The organism is Bradyrhizobium sp. WYCCWR 12699 (assembly GCF_032144035.1).
Taxonomy (GTDB): domain Bacteria; phylum Pseudomonadota; class Alphaproteobacteria; order Rhizobiales; family Xanthobacteraceae; genus Bradyrhizobium.
Window position 1 is genome coordinate 656,298 of sequence record NZ_JAVTJN010000039.1, and the last position, 23,083, is coordinate 679,380.

At 65.9% G+C, this 23,083-nt stretch carries 6 protein-coding genes; 3 read left to right on the plus strand and 3 right to left on the minus strand.

Annotated elements, in window-relative coordinates; translation table 11 throughout:
- Window positions 1-3 precede the first annotated feature (3 nt).
- Both RPS27_RS33950 and RPS27_RS33955 read right to left on the minus strand, forming a co-directional pair.
- Window positions 4-16,965, minus strand: a complete 16,962-nt coding sequence (locus RPS27_RS33950) for a leukotoxin LktA family filamentous adhesin (protein ID WP_212067014.1) — start codon at window positions 16,963-16,965, stop codon at window positions 4-6.
- 66 nt (window positions 16,966-17,031) lie between these two features.
- A complete protein-coding gene (locus tag RPS27_RS33955; protein WP_211417523.1) occupies window positions 17,032-17,781 on the minus strand; it encodes a hypothetical protein in 750 nt (249 codons plus the stop codon).
- A 295-nt stretch (window positions 17,782-18,076) separates the two neighbouring features.
- Here RPS27_RS33955 and RPS27_RS33960 point away from each other — a divergent pair, with 295 nt between their 5' ends.
- From RPS27_RS33960 to RPS27_RS33970, 3 genes are read left to right on the plus strand one after another with little or no spacing between them, the layout of a single operon-like run.
- The gene (locus tag RPS27_RS33960) at window positions 18,077-19,108 is read left to right on the plus strand and encodes an ABC transporter substrate-binding protein (protein WP_212067016.1); all 1,032 of its coding nucleotides are present in this window, start codon (window positions 18,077-18,079) and stop codon (window positions 19,106-19,108) included.
- Window positions 19,105-21,798, plus strand: coding sequence for a hybrid sensor histidine kinase/response regulator (locus RPS27_RS33965; RefSeq protein WP_212067018.1), 2,694 nt, complete (start codon window positions 19,105-19,107; stop codon window positions 21,796-21,798). The genes RPS27_RS33960 and RPS27_RS33965 overlap by 4 nt, the downstream gene beginning before the upstream one ends.
- A 19-nt stretch (window positions 21,799-21,817) precedes the next feature.
- Window positions 21,818-22,126: a hypothetical protein gene (locus tag RPS27_RS33970; protein WP_212067020.1), complete on the plus strand. Its 309-nt coding sequence runs from the start codon at window positions 21,818-21,820 to the stop codon at window positions 22,124-22,126.
- A gap of 24 nt (window positions 22,127-22,150) precedes the next feature.
- Here the strand turns inward: RPS27_RS33970 and RPS27_RS33975 are convergent, their stop codons facing one another.
- Window positions 22,151-23,059 (minus strand): LysR family transcriptional regulator, encoded by a 909-nt coding sequence (locus RPS27_RS33975; protein ID WP_211417527.1) that lies wholly within the window; start codon window positions 23,057-23,059, stop codon window positions 22,151-22,153.
- Window positions 23,060-23,083: the final 24 nt, after the last annotated feature.

Sequence of the window (23,083 nt, forward strand, 5' to 3'; positions counted from 1 at the left end):
TCTCTACCACGCCTCCGCGAGACGGCTCACGGCCGGCTTCGCCGTCTGCACGCTTGCGTCCTTCCAGCCCGCGCGGCCCGCACGCTGCCCCTTCTGGCGCAGCTTGCGCATGTCGCTGAGGCCGTCGATGTTGACGGCGGGACCGGAGCCGATCGTCTCGACCGGCCGCGGCGTCAGCAGCGCGTCGAGACGCGCCTGGCCGGAGAGGCCGAGCAGGTAGAACGTTCCACTGTCCTTCTTCGCGAGCCAGCTCTCGATGTTCTCCTTGCCCTCGCCGTCGACCGAGATGTTGCGCATCATGCTCGCGCCGGTGAAATCGTTGCAGCAGGTATGGGTCGGACCGTAATTGGTGACGGTCGCCGAGATGTCGCCGGTATAGAACACCACATAGGCATTGCTGACATTGGCGTTGCCGACCTGGCTCATCGTGAACACGCCGCCGGGCTGGTAGAGCTGCAGCGTCGGCCAATTGGACGGCGCCGGCGTGCGGTTGTTCAGCAGCACCTGCTGGGTCGCCGTGGTGAGCATGAGCTGGCCCGGCACATAGCCGTTCAGGATCGAAACCGCCGGCGCATCCGTCCAGAAGGTCGCGTCGACCACCTTGAACTGGTTGATGATGATGCTGTCGGGATCGATCGAGATGTTGGCATATTTGGCGACGCCGCCGTTATAGCCGGTGATGTTCAGGATCAACGGGACGGCCGGGTTGGAGCGGATCTGCTCGCCCTTGACGTTGATCGTATCAGCCGCGAGGTCGAGCTCCCTCACGACGCTGACCCAGGCGATCGTCAGGTCACCCGACGAGGTCATCTTGACGACGTCGCCGCTGATCCGGTCGAACGAGACAGATCCGGCCACGTCGAAACGCGTGGCGCCGTTCGCGGAGATCGATCCGCCGCGGAGCGAGCCCGTGTCGGATTTGACCTCGAGGTCGCCGGCATCGCCCGGGATGCCCGTCGTGGTGAGCTGGCTGAAGACGATGTCGTTCACCGCGTGCAGGGTCTGCGTGCCGCCGCTGATGGCGGTGCCGACGGTGATCCCTCCCGTCGTCGCGGTGACGTCGAGCGTGCCGCCGACGTTGAGATTGTCCCAATGAACGACGGTGCCGCTGAGCACCGCGTTGCCAGTTGCGGCCGTGAGGTTACGACCGGTGTTGGTGCCCGCGGCGATCAGCTTCGCCGAGCCGTTGGCCGAGACCGAGCCGAGCGTCGGCACGCCGCCTGAGGTCACCGTCTGCGCGAGGATGAAGCCGCTGTCGGCGGTGACGTTGATGTTGCCGGCATCGCCATTGATGCCCGTCGCCGTCAGCGCGTTGAACGTCACGTTGTCGCGGGCGCGGATGGTCTGCGTACCGCCGCTCTGGGCGGTCTGGATCATGATGCTGCCCTGCCCCGCCGTCAGGCCCAGCGTGGTTCCGACGTTGAGCGTGTTCCAGTTGATCGGGCCGCCGCCCGCGGTCAGCAGGCCGGAGCCGGTCGTGGCGGCGAGCGTGTTGCCGGTGATGGTCGTGGCGGCCAGCAGGCTCGCCGAGCCATGGGCCGAGACCGAGCCCAGCGTGGTCGCCCCGCCCGACGTCACCGTCTGCGCCAGGATGAAGCCGCTGTCAGCGGTGACGTTGATGCTGCCGGCATCGCCATCGATGCCCGTCGCCGTCAGCGCGTTGAACGTCACGTTGTCGCGGGCGTGGATGGTCTGCTTACCGCCGCTCTGCGCGGTCTGGACCATGATGCTGCCCTGCCACGCCGTCATGCCCAGCGTGGCTCCGACGTTGAGCGTGTTCCAGTTGATCGGGCCGCCGCCCGCGGTCAGCAGGCCCGAGCCGGTCGCGGCGGCGAGCGTGTTGCCGGTGATGGTCGTGGCGGCAACCAGGCTCGCCGAGCCATGGGCCGAGACCGAGCCCAGCGTGGTCAGGCCGCCCGACGTCACCGTCTGCGCCAGGATGAAGCCGGTGTCGGCCGTGACGTTGATGTTGCCGACGTCGCCGGCAGCTCCACTGGCCGCGAGCGACTTGAACGTCACGTTCTGCGTTGCGTGGACCGTCTGCGAGCCGCTGCTGTCGGCGGTGCCGATCACGATGCTGCCGTTGTTCGCGACGGCACTGAAGCTGCCGCTCGCGCCGGTCGCGGTACCTGCCAACACCTGATCGAGCGTCAGGCCGGCGGTGCCGACGATGTCCACGCTGCCTTTCACTGCGGCCAGCAGGCTCACCTCGGCGTCGGTCAGCGCCATCAGGTAAATGCCGCCGGCGCTCGCGCTGGCGGACAGCCGCGCGGCGTCGGCGGTGAACCGGCCCGTCGCGCTGCCGATGCCGTTCGATGCGCTCAGCGATACTTCGGCGCCCGCGCCGGACGCGATGAACTTGGTCTGGCCGTCGCCATTGTCGATGATCGCTCCGAGCGAGGCGACGCCGCCGGCGGTGACGACGATCGACGGGGTGTTCGAGGCGGCCGCGTAGGACAGCGACGAATTCAGTTGGCCAAGCGTCGCATCGCCCGTGGTCGTCACGGAGATCAATCCGGGCGCGTTGATGGCGGAATAGGCTCCCATCGACAGCGTCGCGGCCACCAGCGTCACGCCATCAGTGTTGCTGGTCGCAACCACCGGCGCCGCGCTGGTGCCGGCCGCGAAGGTCATGCCGCGATTGGCGAGCAGCTGCATCAGGCCGTCGCTGGTGATGCTGGTATTGAGGGTGAGCGCGCCGCGCGCCACGTTCAGCGTCAGCGCGCCGCCGGCCGTCAGCGTGCCCGAGGTGCCGCTGGTGCCGACCGCGAGATCGCCGGTGACCGCGAGGAGGCTGAGGTCGCCCACCGCCGAGCCGGTCACCGCGCCGGAGATGTTCACCTGCAGCGGCTGGAAGGCGCCGCCATTGAAGCCGATGCTGGCGCCCGCGCGCAGATCGAGGTCGGTGCCGAGGATATGGATCGCGCTGCGGTCCGTGAAATCGGCCTCGGCATAGATGCTGCCGGTCGCAGCGAGCTGGATCGCATTGCCGGCGGAGATATTGCCGAGGATGAGATCGCCGGTGGTCTGCTTCACATAGATGCCCTGCGCCGACGAGACCTGGTCGAGCTGGTCGTGGCTCGGATCGGCAAAGGCGATCTGAAGCGCGTTGGAATTGTTGGCGGGATTGCTGCCGGCGGTTCCCGAGGGAGCCCCGACATTGCCGCGCTCGGCGATCAGGGTCAGGTTGGCGATGTCGCCCGAGATCACGGCGCCGCCCACATTGGCGGAGATGCTGGTGACGGCATCGAGCTTGACGTCGCCGCGGCCGGTCACCTGGATGCCGTTGGCCTGCGCGGCCGTGATCGGGCCGTAATTCGCGGTGACGCCGCCGAGCGCGAGGCTGTTCTTGCTGCCGAGATAGATGTTGGTCAGCGCCTTGGCCGAGATCGCGATCGGATTGTCGACGACGACCAGGTTCTGCTGCGACAGGCTGACCGTATAGGTCGTGACATGGGTCGTCGGGTCCGTGACCGCGCCGACGGTGAGCTGGCCGGGACCGGCCGTCGCCAGCAATGCCCTCTGCTCCGGCGTCAGCGACGAGGAATCGACGCTGGTGAAGGTGAAGATCTGGGGCGCGGCCGAATTGCCGACCGAGCCGCGCGGCGCGTAGAGCATGATCTGGTTCGCGCTGACATTGGCGATGACGTTGTCGTCGATCGGCGGCGGCGCCGCGCCGACGGCCGACGACGACACCGTGTAGGCGAGCTGGCTCTGCGTCCACTGCGAACCCGCGGTGATGATGCTGTAGACCCGCTCGGTCGACGCCAGCACATAGCTGTAGCTCGCGTCATAGGTGTTCAGCGCCGTCTGCAGCGCCGTGTTGCTCGGCAAGCGCTGGTTGGCCGTCGAAACGCCGTCAAACAGCTTGGTGAACAGCGTCGTCGACAGCGAGCTGCCGAACAGCGTCGCCAGCGGATCAGCCGGGGCGGTTCCGAGCAAGGTCGTCAGCGAGCTCTTGAGCTCGTCGGTGGTGATCTTGCCGAGCAGGAACTGATCCCGCAGGAACCGCGTCGTGGCCTCGGTCTTCATCTGCGTCGCCGTGACGTTGGCAGGATCGATGCCGAGCTTGGCGGCGACCTGCGCCCGCAGCACGGTCAGCCCCACCGAGGTCGGGGCGTAGGTGCTGCCGTTGGGGAACGCGATGTTCTTGAGCTGGAAATAGTCGTTGTAGGCCGACGTCACCATCGACTGGTAGCTGTTGACGGCGTTGGTGGCCGCGTTGCCGCTGAGCAAATCGAGGCTCGCCCAGACGTCCTGCAGGTGCTGGCTCTGCGCCGGGGTGAGACCGACCGCCGCCCGCCCGTTCAGGATGCTGGCCTGGTTGCCGTCGGCGCCCGCCGCTTCCAGGAAGACCGGACCGCCGGTCGACTGGATCGTGCCGAGGCGCAAATCGCCCTTGGATTGGATGATGTAGGTGCCGGTGGCAGAAGTGCTGTCGAGCACGCCGCCATCGACGGCACCGCCGGCCTGAACCGTTCCCGACGCCTGGATCACCAGCGGATTGATGTTGGTCAGCGTGCTCGCGCCGTTGACGACGGCGCTCGTCGCGCCGATCGCACCGGAGGTGGAGTTGATCTCGATGTTCTTGCCGATCACGACGGGATTGGCGGGGTTGTAGGCAGAGACCGAGTTGATGTCGCCGGTCGCCGAGAGGAAGACGTTGCCCTGCGGCGTGGCGCCCGCCGAATTCACCTTCACCTGGTTGATCGACAGCGCGCCGATGGCCGAGATCGCGATGTCGCGGTCGATCGAGCTGGCAGTCAGGCTGCCGCCATAGAGCTGCACCTGGACGGGAGCCCCGTTGGCACCGAGCGTACCGATGCCGCCGTCACCCCGAAGCGTCACGCTCGTGCCCGAGATCACCGGGTTGTTGGCATTGGCGCCGACCGTGATGGACGAGTTCGTGCCGGTGGCGTTGAGCGTCGTCGTGCCCTGAAGGTTGTTGATCGACCCGTTGACGACGATGCCGGCGGTCGAATTGACCAAGACGTCGCTATTGCCGCCGCCGGTGAACTTGATGTTGATCGGATTCGACGCCTTGACCGTGTTGGTCAGCGTCAGCGTCAAATGATCGTAGATCTGCTGGTACCAATTGAATTGAGCGTCCGCACCGCAACACTTGTCCGGATGCGTGCCGAGCGGATTGGGATTGCCCTGCGAGTCGACGCCGTCAGCCCAGTGATAGCTGCCGGTCGCAGTGGTGACCTTTTGGTAATTGCTGCCCTGCACGCCGGAAACCAGGCTGGTCGTGGTGGTCCAGTTCGCCCCGGTGGCCTGATTGGGCGTGAAGTGCCAGCCGTAGTCGAACTGCGTGCTGTTGGTCGGGCGATCCAGTGTCGCGGTGTCGACCCACTGATAGAGCGTGTTCGCCTGCGTCGCGTACTGGATGCCTGCAGTACCAGTCCTGGATGTAATCATCGACGGGTCGACCGCGGCCGCAGTGACGCTGTTGGTCTCGTATTTCGTTACCTGCTGGTTGCTCGCCGCCTTGGGATCGTAGACATACCACGTCGTCTTCCCCTGGAGCTGGTCGACGATCTCGACCACGCTTTGCGCGGTGGCGCCGGTATTGATGGTGTTGGTGACGAGTGCAAGTCCGCTGGTGTTGTTGACCGTGATCGTGCCGGCGCCGCCCTTGATCTCGATGTTGCCCTGGGTCTGGGTGCTGTCGGTCGAGGTCGAGATGATCTTGCCGTTCAGATAGACGTAGCCGCCGGCGCCCTGCACCACGCCGTTCAGGATGAACTGGTCGGTCAGAGCGTTGTACCTGACCCCGATCTTGACGTCGCCGGTGCCTGAGGTCGTCAGGTTGGCCCCTGAGATGTCGACATAGCTGCCGTTCCGCGCGTTGGCCTGGGCCTGGGCGAAGGCGGCGCTGTTGTTCTTGAGACTGGCGACCTGCTGCGCCGCATCGGCGCCGATGTTGACCGAGTAATTGCTGCTCGAGCCGGCCTGGATGGTGCCGTTGATGTTGATCACCGACGCCGAAATGATCACCGCCTGGGCGCTGATGGTCCGGGTATCCGTCACGGTGGTCGGTGTCTCAGCGGTCTTCGGCGTGATCGCATCCGGCTGGATATTGATGACCTGGAAGAAGGCCGAGCAGCCCGCGCAGTTGAACGGCGTCTTGTACGGACCGCTATCCGCGTAGACGTTGCGGCCGTCGTAGGTCGTCTTCTCCCACGGCGCAGTCGAGATGACTTGACTGGTCGGCCCCTCGATCTGCTGGAGCGTGCTGACGCTCGGCACGCTGCCGGCGTTGGGATTGCCGTTGCCGGGCGCGCCCTGGCCCATCGGCAGGAATATCGCGGAGTAGAGCGAGGTGCCGTCGTAAAACGTCATCAGCATGCGCGCGGTGAAGATCGTGCTGGCGTCGGCGTTGCCGACGGGTTGATAAATGCCGTGGCTGCCGTCGGCGCAGCAGTAGTAGAAGTAAGGGTGATCGCTTCCAGAACCGATATGCGGAGCGGTATAGTAGTCGCCATAGGCGCCGAGATAGGTCGCCGCCGTCATCACCGCCGTCAGCGCGTCTTCCGGCCTGTTTTCGGTACTGGCCCATTGCGAGGTGACGGCGCTGCTGCTGTCGTAGAAGCTCCCGATGCCGCCGAGGAAGGTGAACGTGCCCTTGGGCACCACGATCTGCACGGTCGCGGCGCTGAGCGACTGCGATGCGACGACACTGCCGAGATTGTTGACGACCTTGAGCAGGCCGTTCGGATTGTTGACGGCACCGTTGAAATAGATATCGGGCGTGCGGGTCAGCACATTGCCGTTCTGGTCGATGCCCTGGCCGCTGTCGGGATCGAGGCGGTTGTAGGTCGCCGAGATGTCGATGACCGGCGAGGCGCTCGGCATCGCGGTGAAGGTCACGTTGGAGTGCGAATCCGGGTCGACATGGTCGATCTGGCGATAGGTGATGTTGCCTCCGCTCACATCGGTGACCGTGAGGTTGCCGAGGCTCATGAAGTCGAGGCCCTTGTTCTCGATCTTGATCAAGGGCGAGCTGCGGGCGATGACCGCGGGCGCGGCCGGGTTTGTGCCGCTGTTGCCGGTCAGCTTCTGCGCCAGGATGGAGACGTTGCCGGCGGAGACCAGGATGTTGCCGAATGCGAAGGCGTTGCCGGGCGCGTCGGAGGTGAACGGCGCCTGCTTGATCAGCGTGTCGATCTGGCGCTGGATGTCGCCGGTCGGATCGGTGCCGGAGGGCGACATCGTGGCCGGGTTCGTCGCTGTCGCCGCCGCAAGCTGGGAGCGGACCTGTGCCTCGGAGAGGCCGGTCAGCGTCGCCAACTGGTTGACCACCAGCTGGTAGGGATTGAAGTTGCCGATGGTGGTGTACTGGACCGTCTGGTGGTTCCAGCTCATCACCGGGTTGAAGTGATTGACGTCGGCAACGGATTCGAGCGTCAGCGCCGAGTAAGGGCTGGTCGTGCTCAGGGTCGGCGTGCTCGCACCGAGATCGATCGTGATGGTCACATCGTTGTTGATGCCCGCGACCACGAGGCCGTTGAGCGCGACATCGCCGGTGCCGCTGGTGTGGCTGTGGTTGTCGCTGTTCTTGGCGCTGAAGATATCGAGATAGGGATTGTAGTTGCTGCCGTTGCCGACGGCCGTGACCTGCCCCTGCGTGGCACCCAGATAGATATTTCGGGCGCCCAGCACGCTCGAGGTGGGCGCGAGCGTCAGGCTCGTGGTGTCGTCGGCATTGGCGGTTCCGCGGTACAGCGTCGAGATCGGAATGGCGGTGTTGTTGTAGACCACCGTCGTCGCCGTCGCCTGCACGCTGCTGAAGACCGAGCCGTCGCCGGCCAGACCGGCATAGATGGCGATGTCGCGCCAGGCCACGATCTTCGTGCCCGCGCCGACATTGACGGACTGGTTGGCGTGAACCCAGCTGTTGGTGCTGGCGCCGACGCCCGCGATCGCGCCGTAGAGGCTGGCATTGGCATTGTTGGACGCCGCCATCTTCGCCGCCGTGCCGACATAGATCTTGCCTGCACTGAACAGCTGGCGGGCGTTGATGTTGACCGCGAGCGTGGCATTCGCCGTCATGTTGGATTCCGCGCCGCCGCCGGCGAAGAAGCTGGCGGTGGCGAGGCTCGCGGTGTCGTTGGTGTTCAGCGTGTTGTAGGCCTCGATGTTGATCACCGCGGTCGAGGTCCTGGGATCGTCGTTGAGGCTCAACACCGTGCCGGCGCCGATATTGGTGGTGACGGTCTGCGTCACATAGGACTCGCTGAGCGCGGCTGCCCCCGAGAACGAGCCGCCCGAGCCTGAACGCGCACCGCCGCCGGCCTGGTTGACGATGTCGTTGGCGATGACGACCATGTCGCCGCCCGCCGAGTTGATGATCAGATGCGGTCCGACCTCAGCCGTGGTGGTGGAGTCGACGTCGTTCCGCGCCTTGCCGGCGGACACGCCGGCCGTGGACGCCTGGTAGGCGTCGCCGCTCGCGAGGTAATTCGTGGTGTGCTTGGCGTCGATGCGGAAACCGCCGAAATAGAGCGTGTCGTCCGTCGAACCGCCGTCGAACCGCGCATTGGTCACCGCGGTCGAGCTGGTGGTGGCGACCGCCGCCGCGCCGGCATAGGTGCCGCCCGCGCCGACCTTCGCGTTGGACAGGTTGGCATCCGTGCCGGTGGCTTTGATCCAGAGGACGCCCGTGTAATTGCCGTGGTTGAGGCCATCCATGTCCGCAGGCGCGCCCAGATAGGCATAGGTGTGCGCGCTGGATGACGTCTGCGCGACGGTGGCGCCGAGCGCCAGGAACCCGGTCGAAAGGCCGGTCGCCTCGGCGTATTGCGCGCTGTCGTTTTCAGCCTCGATGGTCACGTTGGCGTTGGGCAGCCTGATCCCCACCCCGCCATAGGCACTCACGGTCGCGTTCTGCGACGCCTTGGCGTAGCTGCCCTGCGCGCCGATCAGCGAGCCGCCGCCGCCGGCGAGCGCCTTGGCCCAGGTCGTCGTACCACTGGTCGGAACCAGCGCCTTGGCGCTCACGTCGAGCGTACCGCCCGAGAAGCTGACGCCGTCGCCGACATCGGCCGTCACCGTGGCGCCGACCGTGGACTGTGCGATGGCGACGCCGACGGCACCGCCGCCGACCGAAACGCCGATCGCCTCGCTCGACAGATTCGGCGCGATCGCTGCCGACACCAGCGTGCCGATCCCGCTCGCGGACGTCGTGATCGAGGCGCTGGCGCCGATCTCCGCGAGCACCGAGGAGTTCTCCGTCGCCTCCGCGTCCGCACCCGAGCCGGCGACGATGCCGCCGCCGAGTGCGGTTGCCGTCGTGCTCAGGGTGCCTGCCCCGGCAGCGCCAACCAACAATTGCGAGGTGCTGATGGTGGCACCGTTCAAGACGCGCGCTGCGACCGAGCTGGTCCGGCTAGCCGTCGCGACCGAAGCGCCGACGGCGACAGCACCGGCGGAGACACCGCCCGTGAAGACCACCTGCGTCGTAGTATCCTGCGCCATGACGGCAGCGCCGGTCCCGCCCGTGCCGATGATCTGACCGCCGAGCAGCGCCGCCACGGTATTGGTGACATTGCCGACCGCCACGGCGGCTTGGGCGCCGAAGTAAAGCGCCGCACCACCGGCGATCGCCTCGGTGTCGATGGTCTTGCCGCTGTAAGGTCCGGTATCGGCGTCCTTGACCGCCGCCGCGACGCTGACGGAAGGCGCCGAGACGACCAAGGGCGTATCGGCCGCCTCCAGCACCCCGGAACGATTGCGACCGTAGTCACTCAGATTGGCCACCACGGTGCTGTTGACGCTGGTATAGCCGATGCCGGCACCGATGCCGACATTCTTCGCAAAGCCGGCGCCGAGCAGATACATCTTGGCCGCGTTGGCGCTGGTCGCAACGACGTTGACCTGCGTCGTGCTCGTGACGTGGCCGCCTGCGATCTGCGCGACGACGACATCGCTGCCTCCGCTCAGCACACCACTGACATCATAGGTCGAGCTGACATTGGCGCTGTTCGGATTGCCGGCCGTGCCGCTCGCGACGGCGTTGCTGCCATGCGTGCTGCTGGTGCCGCTGTTGACGGACGCTATGGTGCCGTTGCCGTTCTGATTGAGCTGGCCGGTCTGCTGGCCCTGGGTGTCGGCATCGGCGGTATTGGTGCCGATGATGATGACGCCGACGGTCGCGCCGATGCCGACGCTGCCGCCGATGCCGGCGGTGACCGCGTAGGACAGCACCTCCTTGGTGCTGAGCGCGGTGACGTTGATCGCCCCGGACGAATTCAGGTTGCTGTTCCAGCTCTCCGCAACAGTCCGGCTCTTGAACACGATGACGTTGGCCGCGGCGCCGACGCCGACCCCTGCCCCGCTGGCGCCCACAGCAAGCGCGCCGGCGATCTCCTTGATCGCCACGTCTTCGTTGGCGTTGATCGTCACCGCACCGGCCGCGCCGCCCGTCACCCCCTGCAGCGTGGTGTCGTACACACCGGCGATGGTGGTGTTGTTGGCGACCTCGATGTTCGCCATGCCGGCGATCGCCGCCGTGCCGGTCGAGAGCGCGCCGCCGATCGCATAGGCCTCGAAACGATTCTTGGTCTTGGCCTCGACGTCGAGCGCGCCGCTCAAATTGAGCGCGGTCGTGTGCGGCGCGGTGCCGCCCTCATAGCGGAACTCGTCGCCGACATAGGCCAGGGTCCGGTTCGAGGAGACCTGCACGAGGAACGCCGCGCCGATCGCGGCCTGGCTGCCATAGGCTCCGGAGCCGTTCGCGGAGAAGATGCCGGTGTTGTTGTTGGCGTTCACGGTCAGAGACGAGGCCGTCAGCGCGCCGCCGTCAACATAGGCTTCCGTGGTTGCCTGGAAGACGTTGAGGCCGACCGAGCCGGTGTTGAAGCCGATCGCGATCGAGGACGCATCCTGCTCCGCGTTGGCCTTGACGGTGACGGCGCCGACCGTCTCGCTCGACGACTGCACGCCGCCGATCGTGGCATTGGTGATAGTGGCGAAGGTCTCGCGCGACATCGTCGTCGAGACAATCGTCGCGCCACCGCCGCCACTGCTGCCGTAGGCGATGCCGGCGCCGAACGCGCCAGAATAGGAGAAGCTCGACGCCGCCACTTCGATTTGCGGCTTGAGCGTCGAGGAGGTCAGGCGCGTGTCGATGGCCGCGCTGTCGATATAGGCCCGCGTCGCCCCGCTCATCACGTTGGTGATGGGATTGATCATGATCGAGATGCCGCCGCTCGCGGCGACCGAAGCGACGTTGGTCACGACCGCCTGATGCGAGCTCGCCACCACGGCAAGTCCGCGCACGCTGTCCTGGTTCTCGGAGAGATCGGGCGTCGTGTCGCTCGGCGCATGGGCGGTGCCGAGGTCGAAGGCGTGGACGAGCGTGCCGTTGTTGACCGAAAGCGTATCGGTGGTGCTGGTGCCGAGTGCATCGACTCTGGTGTTCGCTCCGGAGATATAGGCCGCAGTCGTTCCGGTGATCTGGTTGGTCACCAGCGAGCCCGCGCCGCCGGCCGCGCCCTTGCTGATCGAGAGGGCGCCGGCGAACACGGCCGCCTTGTCGTTGTTGCCGGCGATCACGCCGACATTGTTGGTGGCGGTGACATCGGCCCCGTTGATACCGTTGGTACCGGCGGCGGTGATGCTCGCCGTGACGTTGGTCCCCATCAGATTGGTCGCGACCGAGCCGGCGAGGCCAACCTGCGAGGACATCGCGATACCGACTGCCACCGTCGAGATATTGGCATTCGAGTTCGCATTGATCCCGACATTGCCCGAGGCGGTCAGCTTGGAGCCGGTGACGCCGGCGCTGACGTTGTTGGCGATGCTGCTGTAGACCAGCGCCAGGCCCGCGGCGCTGCCTTGCGTCGAGGCGCCCGCAATGGCGGCGGTGCCGGTGATGCTGGAATTGTCCGTCGCGTTGACGGAAATGTTGCGGCCGGTGACGGAGGATTGCGACGCGCTGGACTGGCCGTTGCCGATCGCCGCGGAAACGGTGTTGGCGATCGAGCTGATCGTGGTGCCGCCGACGCCGGCGAACTGTCCGGTCGCGAGCCCGAAGCCGATCGTAACCGACTGGATCTTCGAGGAATCGACCGCACTGACGCGGACATTGCCCGGGGCCGACATCAGCACGTTGGCGATATAGGCCGAATGCGTGGTTGCGATGGTGTCGTAGACGATCGAGGCGCCGACGTTGTTCTTGCCGGCCTGGATCAGGCCCGCAACGGAGATGATGCTGGCGCCCGGACCGTTACCCGTGCCGTCGTTGAGCGCGGCCGCGCTGAAGTCGATGCAGTTCTGCCCACCGGTGCCGCCGGCGACCGTGCAAGTATCCGAGGCGAGATGATTGTTGTTCGACTTCTTGACGAGGTTGCCGAGCGCCGTGTCCAGCGCCGACACGGCGCCGCTGTCCGCCAGCACCGTCACGCCACCGACATTGATGTTCACCGTCGCGCCGCTATCGATGTAAGCGGTCGTGGTCGGCGTGACCTCGCTGACGACGATCGCACCGGAAAGTCCGTTGGATCCCGCCCCGCCCGAGGCCGCACCCGCCGCGATCACGCCGGCGCTGTCAGCCATCACCAGCAGCGTGTCGTAGTTCGAGATCGAGGTGCTGCGGATGTGCGCGTCGGTCGCGTTTCCGCCGGTGGGGTCGGCGATCGAGGCATAGGTGAGCCCGATACCAATGCCGGCCTGGCCACCCGCGACATAGAGCGAGCCGCCGCCGATCGCGACGTTCGTGGCCTGGTAGGCATCGACCTCGAGCGCGCGATTGACGCCGGACGACTGGCCCGTGATCGTCGAGCTCTCGATATAGGCGTTGGCACTATCCGTGACGATGCCGACGGAGGCCGACAGCGCCACCGCATTCGCTGACGACGAGCCCGCAACCCCGAGCGCGACGACAGTCTCCGAGCCGCCGTTGAGCGCCTGAACCGTCACCGAGCTCTGATTGTTGATGGTCGAGCTGGAGATATAGGCGCGCGTGGCGTTGCTTGACATTGCCGACGCGATGGCACCGCCGATTGCGGCGCTGGCCGGCGAACTGTTACCGGCCAGATTGGCCGCAGCGGCCCCCGCGCCGTTGTTGAGGATCGTGTCGTTTAGCGCCTGGACGATCGTGTTCGTCGTCACCGCGCTCGCGGTGGTGTACTTGTCCACCCGTCCATTCGAGATGTAAGCGCTGGTGCCGAGCGAGACGTCGCTCACCGACGAGCTGCCGGCGAGGTCGATGCTGAAACCGCTGGTGCTCGATCCCGAACTCGAGCTGACCTTGGACGCCCCGGCAGCGACGCCGGCGACACCGCCCGTCCCGACGGAGCCCAGGGCCCCTGCCTTGGTCGCGAAGCTGGAGACGGCCGGATCCGAAATTGCAGCCGCGACGGAGGCCGCCGTGATGCGCCCTGACGTCGTCGCCGAGATGGTCAGATTATCGGCGTGGACCGAGCTGGTTCCACCGCCGTTGCCCGAGAACGGGTCATTCGAGCTGAAGGGACCGGACCGGATGTCGTCGCGATTCTCGCCGAGATAGGCCGCCGTGTCGGCGTTCGCGCCGAGATAGGCGACCGCGAGGCCGACCGCGGAATTGCCGCCGGCCGACACCGCACCCGCCACCGACAACATCGAGAGGTCTTGCGCAGCGTAGAGATTGATCGTCGGCGCCCACGCGGTCGCGGTCGATCCGATCGAGGCGTGGGTGACGTTGTCCACCAGCGCGATCGAGGTGATGCCGTTCAGCGCCAGCGAGCCCGCCGCCTTGCCGGACGTCGGCGCAACACCGAAGAACTGGTCGGTCGTGACTGCGTTGACGGCGATGTTGTCGACCGACTTGACGCTCGCGCCGTCGGCGACGCCCGCGATCGTCTTGCTGCTGAACCGGATCAGATTGAGCGCGCCGCCCAGCGACGACCCGCCCGCGGTATTGCCCGGCAAGACGCCGAGCGTGCCGACATTGCCTGCAGCATTGATCGACGCCGACGAGGTGTTGGCGATGATCGCAAGAGTAGCGTTGAAGTCCTGCCTCGCACCGCTGTCCAACGGAGCCGACCACGCCCCTGTTCCGCAGGCCGCGATGGTGCATGTCGCGGTGAGATCCGCATCGGTCGCAACCCAGGCGGTGGTATTGTTATGGACGGAGAAGTAGTTCACCGACCCGGCGACACCGAGCGTATCGCCCGCGTCGGCAGTTGCATTGGCGTAGCTGGTCAGGATGTTGCTGCCGATGCCCAGATTGCCGTTGAGATGGCTGAGCACCTCGCCGAGTCCTGCCCATCTGGTCCAGGTGTTGGTGATCGGCATGTAGGTATTGGCGGAAACGCCGATCTCGGGGGCGTTGATCACAGTTCCCGCGCCGACATAGGCGTTCGAATTGTGCGTGAAGTCGCCCCAGGCCACCGCCGCGCCGATGGTGACGGACTGGCCGTCGACCGGGCTGGAGGTGATCGCCGAAGCGGTCGCGATGCTGCGCACGCCGACGTCGATGACGTTGCTGACCACGGCAACGTTGCCGGTGGTGTAGATCGCGGGCGCGCCGCCGCCGTTCGCGGTTTGCGCGATCGATGCCGCCGCGCTCTCGGTGTTGTTGGCCAGCGACAGCGCTGCGGATGCCTTGAGGTTGAGGTTGGCCTGGAAGAGCGTGCTGAACTGCTGCGAAAACAGATCAGGCCTCATGGTGCCGACGACCGCCGCGCCCTGCAGGCCGGCGATCAGCGCCGGCGTGCCGGTGATGGTCGAGGAGGAGGTCGCATTCGAAATGGTGTTCGAAAGGGCCTCGACGGTCACCGTGCCGTTCATCTTGTCGGTGCTGGTGCCGAGCGATGAACCCAAATTGGCCTTCGCGGAGGTGTTGATGTTGCTGATCGCAACGGCGCCGCCGACGTTGCCATTCAGCTGGGGATTGTCGAGTGCGACCGCGGTCGCGGACGTCACGAAACTGTTGTTGTTGATCGCCCTTACCGCGAGATCGCCCGATGCTCCGCCTGGCGTGCCGGCAGAGAGGCGCGCGCCGGTTTCGACATTCGCGACGGTGTTCACCGAAGCCGTCGAATAGGCGACCGTCGCCACGAGAACCGCGCTCGAGGTCATCGACACGGCGGCGACGTTCATCGTGGCATCGTTCGTGGCCTTGATGTTGAGGTGCCCCCCGGCGCTGATGGCGGCATTGCTCGCGACGTTGGTCGATACGTTTCCGGCGATGTTGCCGACGACGACCGCGGCCCCCACCGGCGATCCTCCCAGCAGCGTGGAGGCAATGACCGGATCCTCGGCGCGCTCTGAGCCGTGCGCGTGGATGCTCACGTCGCCGCTGCCGGAGATGCTGGCGTGGCCATTGATGTTCACGGCTGCCGCCGCCGTCGCCGCGACATAGCCGCCGTTGAGGCCCAGGATCATGCCGGGCACGGACTCGCCGACCAGCGCGAAGGTCGAAGCGAGCGAGCTGATGAAGCTTGCCGTGGCCGTCGATGTCGCGCCGATGCTGATTGCACCGCCGGTGATCGTGCCGTCGACCGTGATGCCCGTCGTGGCGTGGGCATGGCCCGACATCAGCGTCTCGCTCGCCGTCGCTCTCAGCGTGACGTTGCCGTCGGTGAAATTGCTCCCGCCGAAATTGACGGACTGCGCCAGGATCTGCGCCCCGTTCCTGATATCGATGTTCGGCGCATCGATGATGACGTTGTTGGCGTTGCCGGTGGAATGGCCGGAGCCATCGAGGCGGCGGGCATCGATCACCGCATGCGCGGCGAGCGTGATGGAGTTGTCCGCTTGAATGAGATAGTCGGCACCGGCGCTGAGCCCCGCGAGCGCATTCGCGACCGAGCTGTTCGACAGGGTCACGCCGGTGTCGCCCTGACCGGCATCGCCGACTACCACGTCGGTCGGATCGAACAGCAGCGTGCCCGCCTTGCCGTTCGGCGCGGCAAGGTTGATTGCAACGCCCCTGCCCACGTCGATGATCCCGTTCGCGCTGAAGTCCACGAGACCGGCGTTGCCCGTCTTCGAACTCGCATTGAACCTGGCGCCGCCCGCCACGGTCAGGTTCTGCGTCGCCTTCAGGCGGATCTCGCCTGCATCGCCGGTCTTGCTCGCGATGTTCAGCCTGGCGTTCTTGCCGACATCGATATTGTTGCCGGCCTGAACGGTGATGTTGCTCGGCGTCGCGGTCTTGCTGTGCGCGGTCAGGCGCCCGTTGACGCGAGCGTTGTTGACGGCGCCGATATGGATCGAGCCGTTGCTGACGGTGATCGCGCTGGCGCTGCGCAGGCCCTTGGAATTGACCGAGGCTGCGAACTTCGCGGCATGGTCGAGATTGGCGATGTCGCGCTGGCTGGCGCCGCCGACATAGACGTTCTGCCCGGTCAGGCGTACGCCGTCCTGGGCGTTGATGCGGCCGTAGATGCGGATATTGCCGTCCGGCGAGACCGGGAACGAGCCCGCCATGAGGTTGCCGACCGCCGATTGGTTGACCTGCCCGCCCGCGCCGATCAGGCTGTCCGTGAACTCGCGCGTCGGCGTCGAGACGTTGAGGCTGCCGACATTGACCACGCCGCTGCGGCCGACCACGAAACCCTTGGGATCAGCGAAGTAGACGTTGCCGCCGATCGCACCGTTCATGTAGGAGTTCAGCGTGCCGTTGACGTAGACCGGCGCGTCGCGAACGATGTTGACGAGATTTTGCGTGCCCGTCGGCAGTTGCAGGTTGACCGTATTGCCCTGCCCGACGCTGAACTGCGAGAACGAGTTGAAGGCGTTGTTGCCCGAGACCGTCGACGTCGTGACATTGGTGACGCTGCCGGACGTCTGAAGGCTGGTCCCGGTGCGCCCATCCGGGAGGATGACGTTCGCCGTCTGCGCCCGGACGCGAACGCTGTATACCGGCAGAAAGACCATCTGCATCGCGCAGAGCAGCGACATCGAACGGAAGCGGGAAAGCTTCCGCAGCGTCGTCAGCTCGTCATTGCCTCGCGTCGCAGCTGGCCCGCGCATGTCAGATCCTCATCATCGGCATTGGCGCCGATCCACAACCAGGTGGGAGAATGTCGGCGCCCGGCATCAGAACTGGCCGGGCGGCAGCTTGAAGATGTCGGGGCTCTTGGCGTCGGCCACGTAGAACAGCAGCAGGCTGGTCGGCGTCAGCATGCGTTGGTTGTTCTCCTTGTTCTCGAACGTGCCCTGGAGCAACAGGATCACCGAGCGATCCTTGGCGTCGCTGCCGCGGAACATCACGATGCCGCCGGCGACGGGCATGTTGACCGCGATGGAGTCGGGCTTGAAGCCTTCGCCCATGAAGTGGGCGCGCAGGATGTTGGCGTTGGAGAACAGCTTCTCCGGCGTCATCGCCGTGTCGGTCCCCTTCGACCAGACCGCGCCGACCTGGATCAGCGATTTGGACTTGTAGCCGAACACGTAGGAGAGTTCGGCGGTCCCGCCGTTCGGCAGCAGCTCGGGAACCGACAGCAGGATGCTGTGCGTCAACTCGGACGCATTGTCCTGCGCCTTGATGGCCTCGGGCTTGACGCTGAAGTCCTTCGCCATCGCCGCGCGGACGTCGGCCTCGTTCATGCCGAACTTCGCCGAGCGGAAGCCGTCGATCGCCTTGATCTTGTCGTCCGCACCTGGTGCCTCCGCCGAATTCGTCCCGGCGGCGACGGCCGTGCCGGCTGCGGAAGGAGCCCCGGCGGCAGCGGCTTTGGGTGCCGGTGCAGCCTTCTGCTTCGGCACGGCGCCCTGGGCCGCGAGAGGCCCGGCAGCAAACGAGGTGAGCAGGCCGACGACGGCCGGAACGAGATAGATTTTGCGCATCGAAAACCTTCGAAACAACTTGAAAGAACGCTTCAAAAATCGGTAGCTGCGAAATCGACTTCCCCGAACCTTCACCGCAACAGAGGCGGAAAATGTTGCAACGCCATAAGGCGCTACAAGACGCCACCGAGGAGACCAAGTTCGAAACAGCGACTCTTTGGCGGCGTAGGAATACGGTATCGGGCTGCCAAACGCTGCGAATGAACATTCACAAGCGCATTTTTTGATCAATTGTGGACGCCGGCCGATCGCGCTAAGCATCCGAACTGGGGCAAGCCATCATGCAAAGAACTCCATGACCGGACGGCCTTCCGCTTTCGCGGTCGATCGCCGCGGCCTCATTCGTCTTGCGGGAGCCACCGCCGCAGGATGGATCGCGCTCGGCGCAGCGTCAGATCGCATGCGGATCGTCGCATCGTTGACTGCATTGCCGCTCGACGACGAGCTGACAAAGCGGGCCATGATCGACAGCGCGACCTCGCGCCTCGGCGGCCTCATCGTCGGCTTGAGGCAGCGCGGCTGGGTCGAAGGCGTCAACTTCCGCCTCGAGCTCCGTTCGAGCTTCGGCGCACCGGACCGGCTGAAGGCGGCCATTCAGGAGTTGCTCGACCTCAAGCCGGATGTGATCCTGACGGGATCCACCGTCGAAACCGCGGCGGTCCTTGCCGCCACCAAGACCATTCCGGTCGTCTTTGCCACCGCCAATGATCCCGTCGGCAACGGCTTTGTCGAAAGCCTCGCCCATCCCGGCGGCAACGTGACCGGCTTCACCAACAGCACCGCCGAGATGGGCGGCAAATGGCTGCAACTGATCCGGGAGGCGGTGCCCGACCTTGCACGCGTCGGTGTCCTGTTCAATCCGGCGACCACACCTCGGGCGGGACGCTTCTTCCTCGACTCGATCGAGCAGGAGGCGGCGGAGTCCGGGGTGTCGGTCCTCGCCGCCCCCGTGAGCGCGCCGGCGGAAATCGAAGATGCCGTCAGGCGCTTCTCCGAACCGCCCAAGGCGGCGATGATTGCGCTGGTCGACAGCTTCCTCGTCGTCAACCGCCAGGCGGTCGTCGCCGCGGCGGACAAGTATCGCGTGCCCACGATCTATCCGTTCCATTACTTCATGGATGCCGGCGGATTGATGAGCTACGGACCGACGCTGGAAGTGCGCTCGGCCGATTACGTCGATCTCATCCTGCGCGGAACCAAGGCCGGCGATCTTCCGGTGCAATCGCCTCGGAAATACGAGCTCCTGATCAACCGCACGGTTGCTCGCACGCTCGGATTGACCATTCCGTTCACGCTGCTCGCGCGTGCCGACGAGATCCGCGAGTGAACGAGACGATCGACCAGGGACATTTGCGGACGCCTCCCGGCCGGCTGTTCCGCAAATATCTCTACTCGATCCTCGCCCTCGCCTTTGCCGCGCTCGCCATCAACACCGGCTTCGACGTCTGGTTCTCCTATCGCGAGCAGAAGCAGCTTCTGGCGGCAACCCAGCGCGAGCAGGCAGCATCCGCGGCGATCCAGATCGGCCAGTTCGTCGGCCAGATCGAGAACCAGATCAGATGGCTCTCCCGCCTGCCGCCGGAGCTGTCGAGCAACGAAGACGAGCGGCTGAACGCCATCCGTCTCCTGCGCCTGTCGCCGGCCATCGCGGAGATCGCCGAGCTGGACTCGCGCGGGCTCGAGCAAGTCCGGGTGTCCCGCCGCGTGGCGGACAGGATCGGCAGCAAGGCCGATCTGTCCGCCTCGCCCGCCTTCCGCGGCGCCAACGAAAGCCGCGCTTATTACGGGCCGGTCTACTTCTTCGCCGACACCGAGCCGTTCATGACGCTCGCCACGCGCGGCACCGGCCGCAATCCGAACGTGATCGTCGCCGAGGTCAATCTGCGTTTCATCTGGGACCTCGTCACCGGAATCAGGGTCGGCAACACCGGCAAGGCCTACGTGGTCGATCGCATGGGGGTGTTGATCGCGCATCCGGATTTGTGGCGGGCCCTGCAGCGCAGCGACCTCTCCGGCCATGCCGACGTCCGCTCTGCGCTCGATGGCGTGGGGCCGCCCTCCGGCGGATTGGTCAAGGAGGATCTGACCGGCCAGCGCGTGCTGTCGACCTATGCGACGGTCCCCTCGCTCGGCTGGCTGGTGTTCGTCGAGCTGCCGCTCAGCGAAGCCTATGCGCCGATCTATGCATCGATCGGCCGTTCGACCTTCCTCCTCGTCGTCCTCCTGGTCGGTGCGGTGCTGGTCTCGCTCTTTCTCAGCCGGCGCATGACGGGGCCGATCCAGCTCCTGACGCAGGGCGCACGGCGGATCGGGAGCGGCGATCTCGGCCTTCGGCTCGCGATCAAGACCGGCGACGAGCTGGAAGCGCTCGGCGACCAGTTCAACCGCATGGCCGCGCACTTGCGCGAATCCTATGCGACGCTCGAGCGCAAGGTGATCGAGCGCACCTCCGAGCTGGAGAAAGCGCGCGATCAGGCCCTGGCCGAGCACGATGCCGCCGAGCGCGCGCGCAGCCTCGCCGTGCAGGCCAACGAAACCAAATCGCGCTTCCTCGCGGTCGTCAGCCACGAGCTGCGCACGCCGCTGAACGGCGTGATGGGCGTGCTGCAATTGCTCGACGACGGCAGCATCAGTGAAGCCCAGCGGCGCCACCTCGCGACCGCAGCCGCATCGGGCGAAACGCTGATCGCGCTGGTCGACGCCGTCCTGGAATATGCCCGCCTGGAAGCCAGCACCGAAACGCTCGAGCCGCGCAATTTCCGCCTCGACCAGCTGATCGAGACGGCCGCCGAGCTGATGCGTCCGCAAGCCCTGGGCAAGGGGCTGACTTTCGACCTGGCCTGCGATGCGTCGGTCCATGCCTCGGTGCATGGCGACCCCGTCAGGCTCAATCGCATCCTGCTCAACCTCATCGGCAACGCCATCAAGTTCACGCCGTCGGGCGGGATTGCCGTGAACGCGGCCGCCGGGCGGCACGACGATCATGTCCTGCTGCGCGTCACCGTTCGCGATACCGGCATCGGCATCGCCCCCGACATGCACGAGCGGATCTTCGAGGATTTCGTGCAGGCCGACGACAGCATCGCACGGCGGTTCGGCGGCACGGGCCTCGGCCTTGCGATCGCGCGGCGCCTCAGCCGCCTGATGCGCGGCGAGCTGACGGTTGCGAGCACGCCGGGCGCGGGCAGCACGTTCACCTTCGAAGTGCCGCTGGAGCTGGCAGCAAGCGGTGTCGCGCAAGGCGCGCTCCCGCCACCGTCGCGGCCGCTCAACGTGCTGCTGGTCGACGACGATCCCGTCAATTGCGAGGTCGGAGAGGCGATCCTGAAACGGCTCGGCCATCACCCCATGATCGCCAGGAACGGTGCATCGGCTGTCGCGCTCGCCCGCGATCATTCATTCCACGTCATCCTGATGGACCTGCACATGCCCGACATGGACGGCGTGGAGGCCGCGTCGCGGATCGCCAAGCTCGGCCTGCCGAGCACGCCGCGCATCATCACCGTCACGGCGGACGTGTCGACCAGCGCGCGCGAACGGCTCGCGGACGCCGGCATCGTCCAGATCGTCAGCAAGCCGATCCTGGTCAACGCGCTGCGCGAGGCGCTCGAGGACGATCCGCACGTCGCGCCGGCCACGGCACGGCTCGCCGTGGGCGCCTTGATCGACCGGGACTTCCTCGACGACCAGAGGGAACTGCTGGGCCCGACCCAGATCGCAAAGCTGCATCATCTGCTGCAGGAAACCAGCGACAGACTGATCGAGGACATCACCAGGGCCGCAGCGACCGGCGACCACAAGCAGCTCGCGCGCTTCAGCCACCAGCTCGGCAGCGCCGCCGGCGCGCTCGGCCTCGTCAGCCTGTTCGAGCGCTGCCGCGAGGTCGAGGACGCCGCCCCCTCGCTGTCCGCGCCTGAATGCAAAGATGCCGCGGGAAAGCTCGCAGCGCTCCAGAAGGCCTCGATGAGTGCGCTGGACGAATTGCTCGCACCGGCCGAACAGCGGTCGATCGGCTAGACAAATCACTTGGTATGCCATGCACGACATAGAACTCGATGCAAGCAGTTGGAAAACTGCTCAGGATTTTCGACTAGCGCTCAAGGCTGCAATGGGAGCGCCAGAATGGCATGGCGATATTGTGGGGGCATTTCTCGACTCGATTTTTGGCGGAGGGATGAACGCTCTCAAACCGCCTTATGTGATCAAAATCGTGAACACGGGCGAGTTGGCGCCCGAAGTGATACAGATGGCTCACGATTTCTCATCAGCGATCGCGGAGACACGAGCGCGCAGGCTTGCCCGCATTGGTGAGGATGTGGAAGTTCGGCTCGAAATCGAGGCCTGACATAGGCGCGATCATGAGTTGTCCTCAGCGCGCCCGCGTGCCCTCGTCCTCGCGGCCAAATCGCTCGACGAGGAAGTCGATGAACAGCCGCACCTTCACCGACAGATGCCGCGTCGGAGGATACACCGCATAGAGCGCGAGCGGCGGTGCGGCATAGTCGTCCAGCACCGTCCGCAGCTCGCCCTTCTTCAACGCATCAGCCGCGATGAACTCCGGAAGCAGCGCAAGTCCCCTGCCCTTGATCGCGACGTCGCGCAGCACTTCGGCGTTGTTGACGCAGAGCGACCAGGCCGGCTGGATCCAATGATCGCCGTCGCTGCCTGTGAGCTTCCACTGGTTGCCGGTGAGCAGGAAGCCGTAGGTCAACGAAGCATGGTCGCGCAAATCCTGCGGATGCTTCGGCGTGCCATGCCGCGCCAGATAATCCGGCGAAGCGCAGATCATGCGCGTCACCGGCATGATTTTTCGCGCGATAAGGCTGGAGGATTCCAGTTCCGCGATCCGCAAGGTCACGTCAAAGCCATCCTGGACCGGATCGAGCAGGTCGTCGCTGAGCACGATCTGGAGCTGCAGGTCGGGAAAGCGCGCCATGAAATCGGCGAGCACCGGCCCGAGCCGCATCGTGCCGAACGACATCGGCGCGTTGACGCGGAGCAGCCCGCGCGGCGCCGACTGGGCCTGCGTCACCGCCTGGTCGGCGGCCTCGACCTCCGAGAGGATGACGAGCGCGCGTTCGAAATAGCGCTGGCCGTTCTCGGTCGGACTGGCGTGCCGCGTGGTCCGGTTCAGGAGCTGGACGCCGAGGCTTTCCTCGAGGTCGGCGATGTATTTGCTGATCGCCGAGCGCGACAGCCGCAGCTGCCGACCGGCCTCGGCAAAGCTGCCGCTTTCCACCACTTTCACGAAGGCCCGGAGGCTGCCGAGCTTATCCAAAGGCCGCTTCCGCCGATTGTTTCC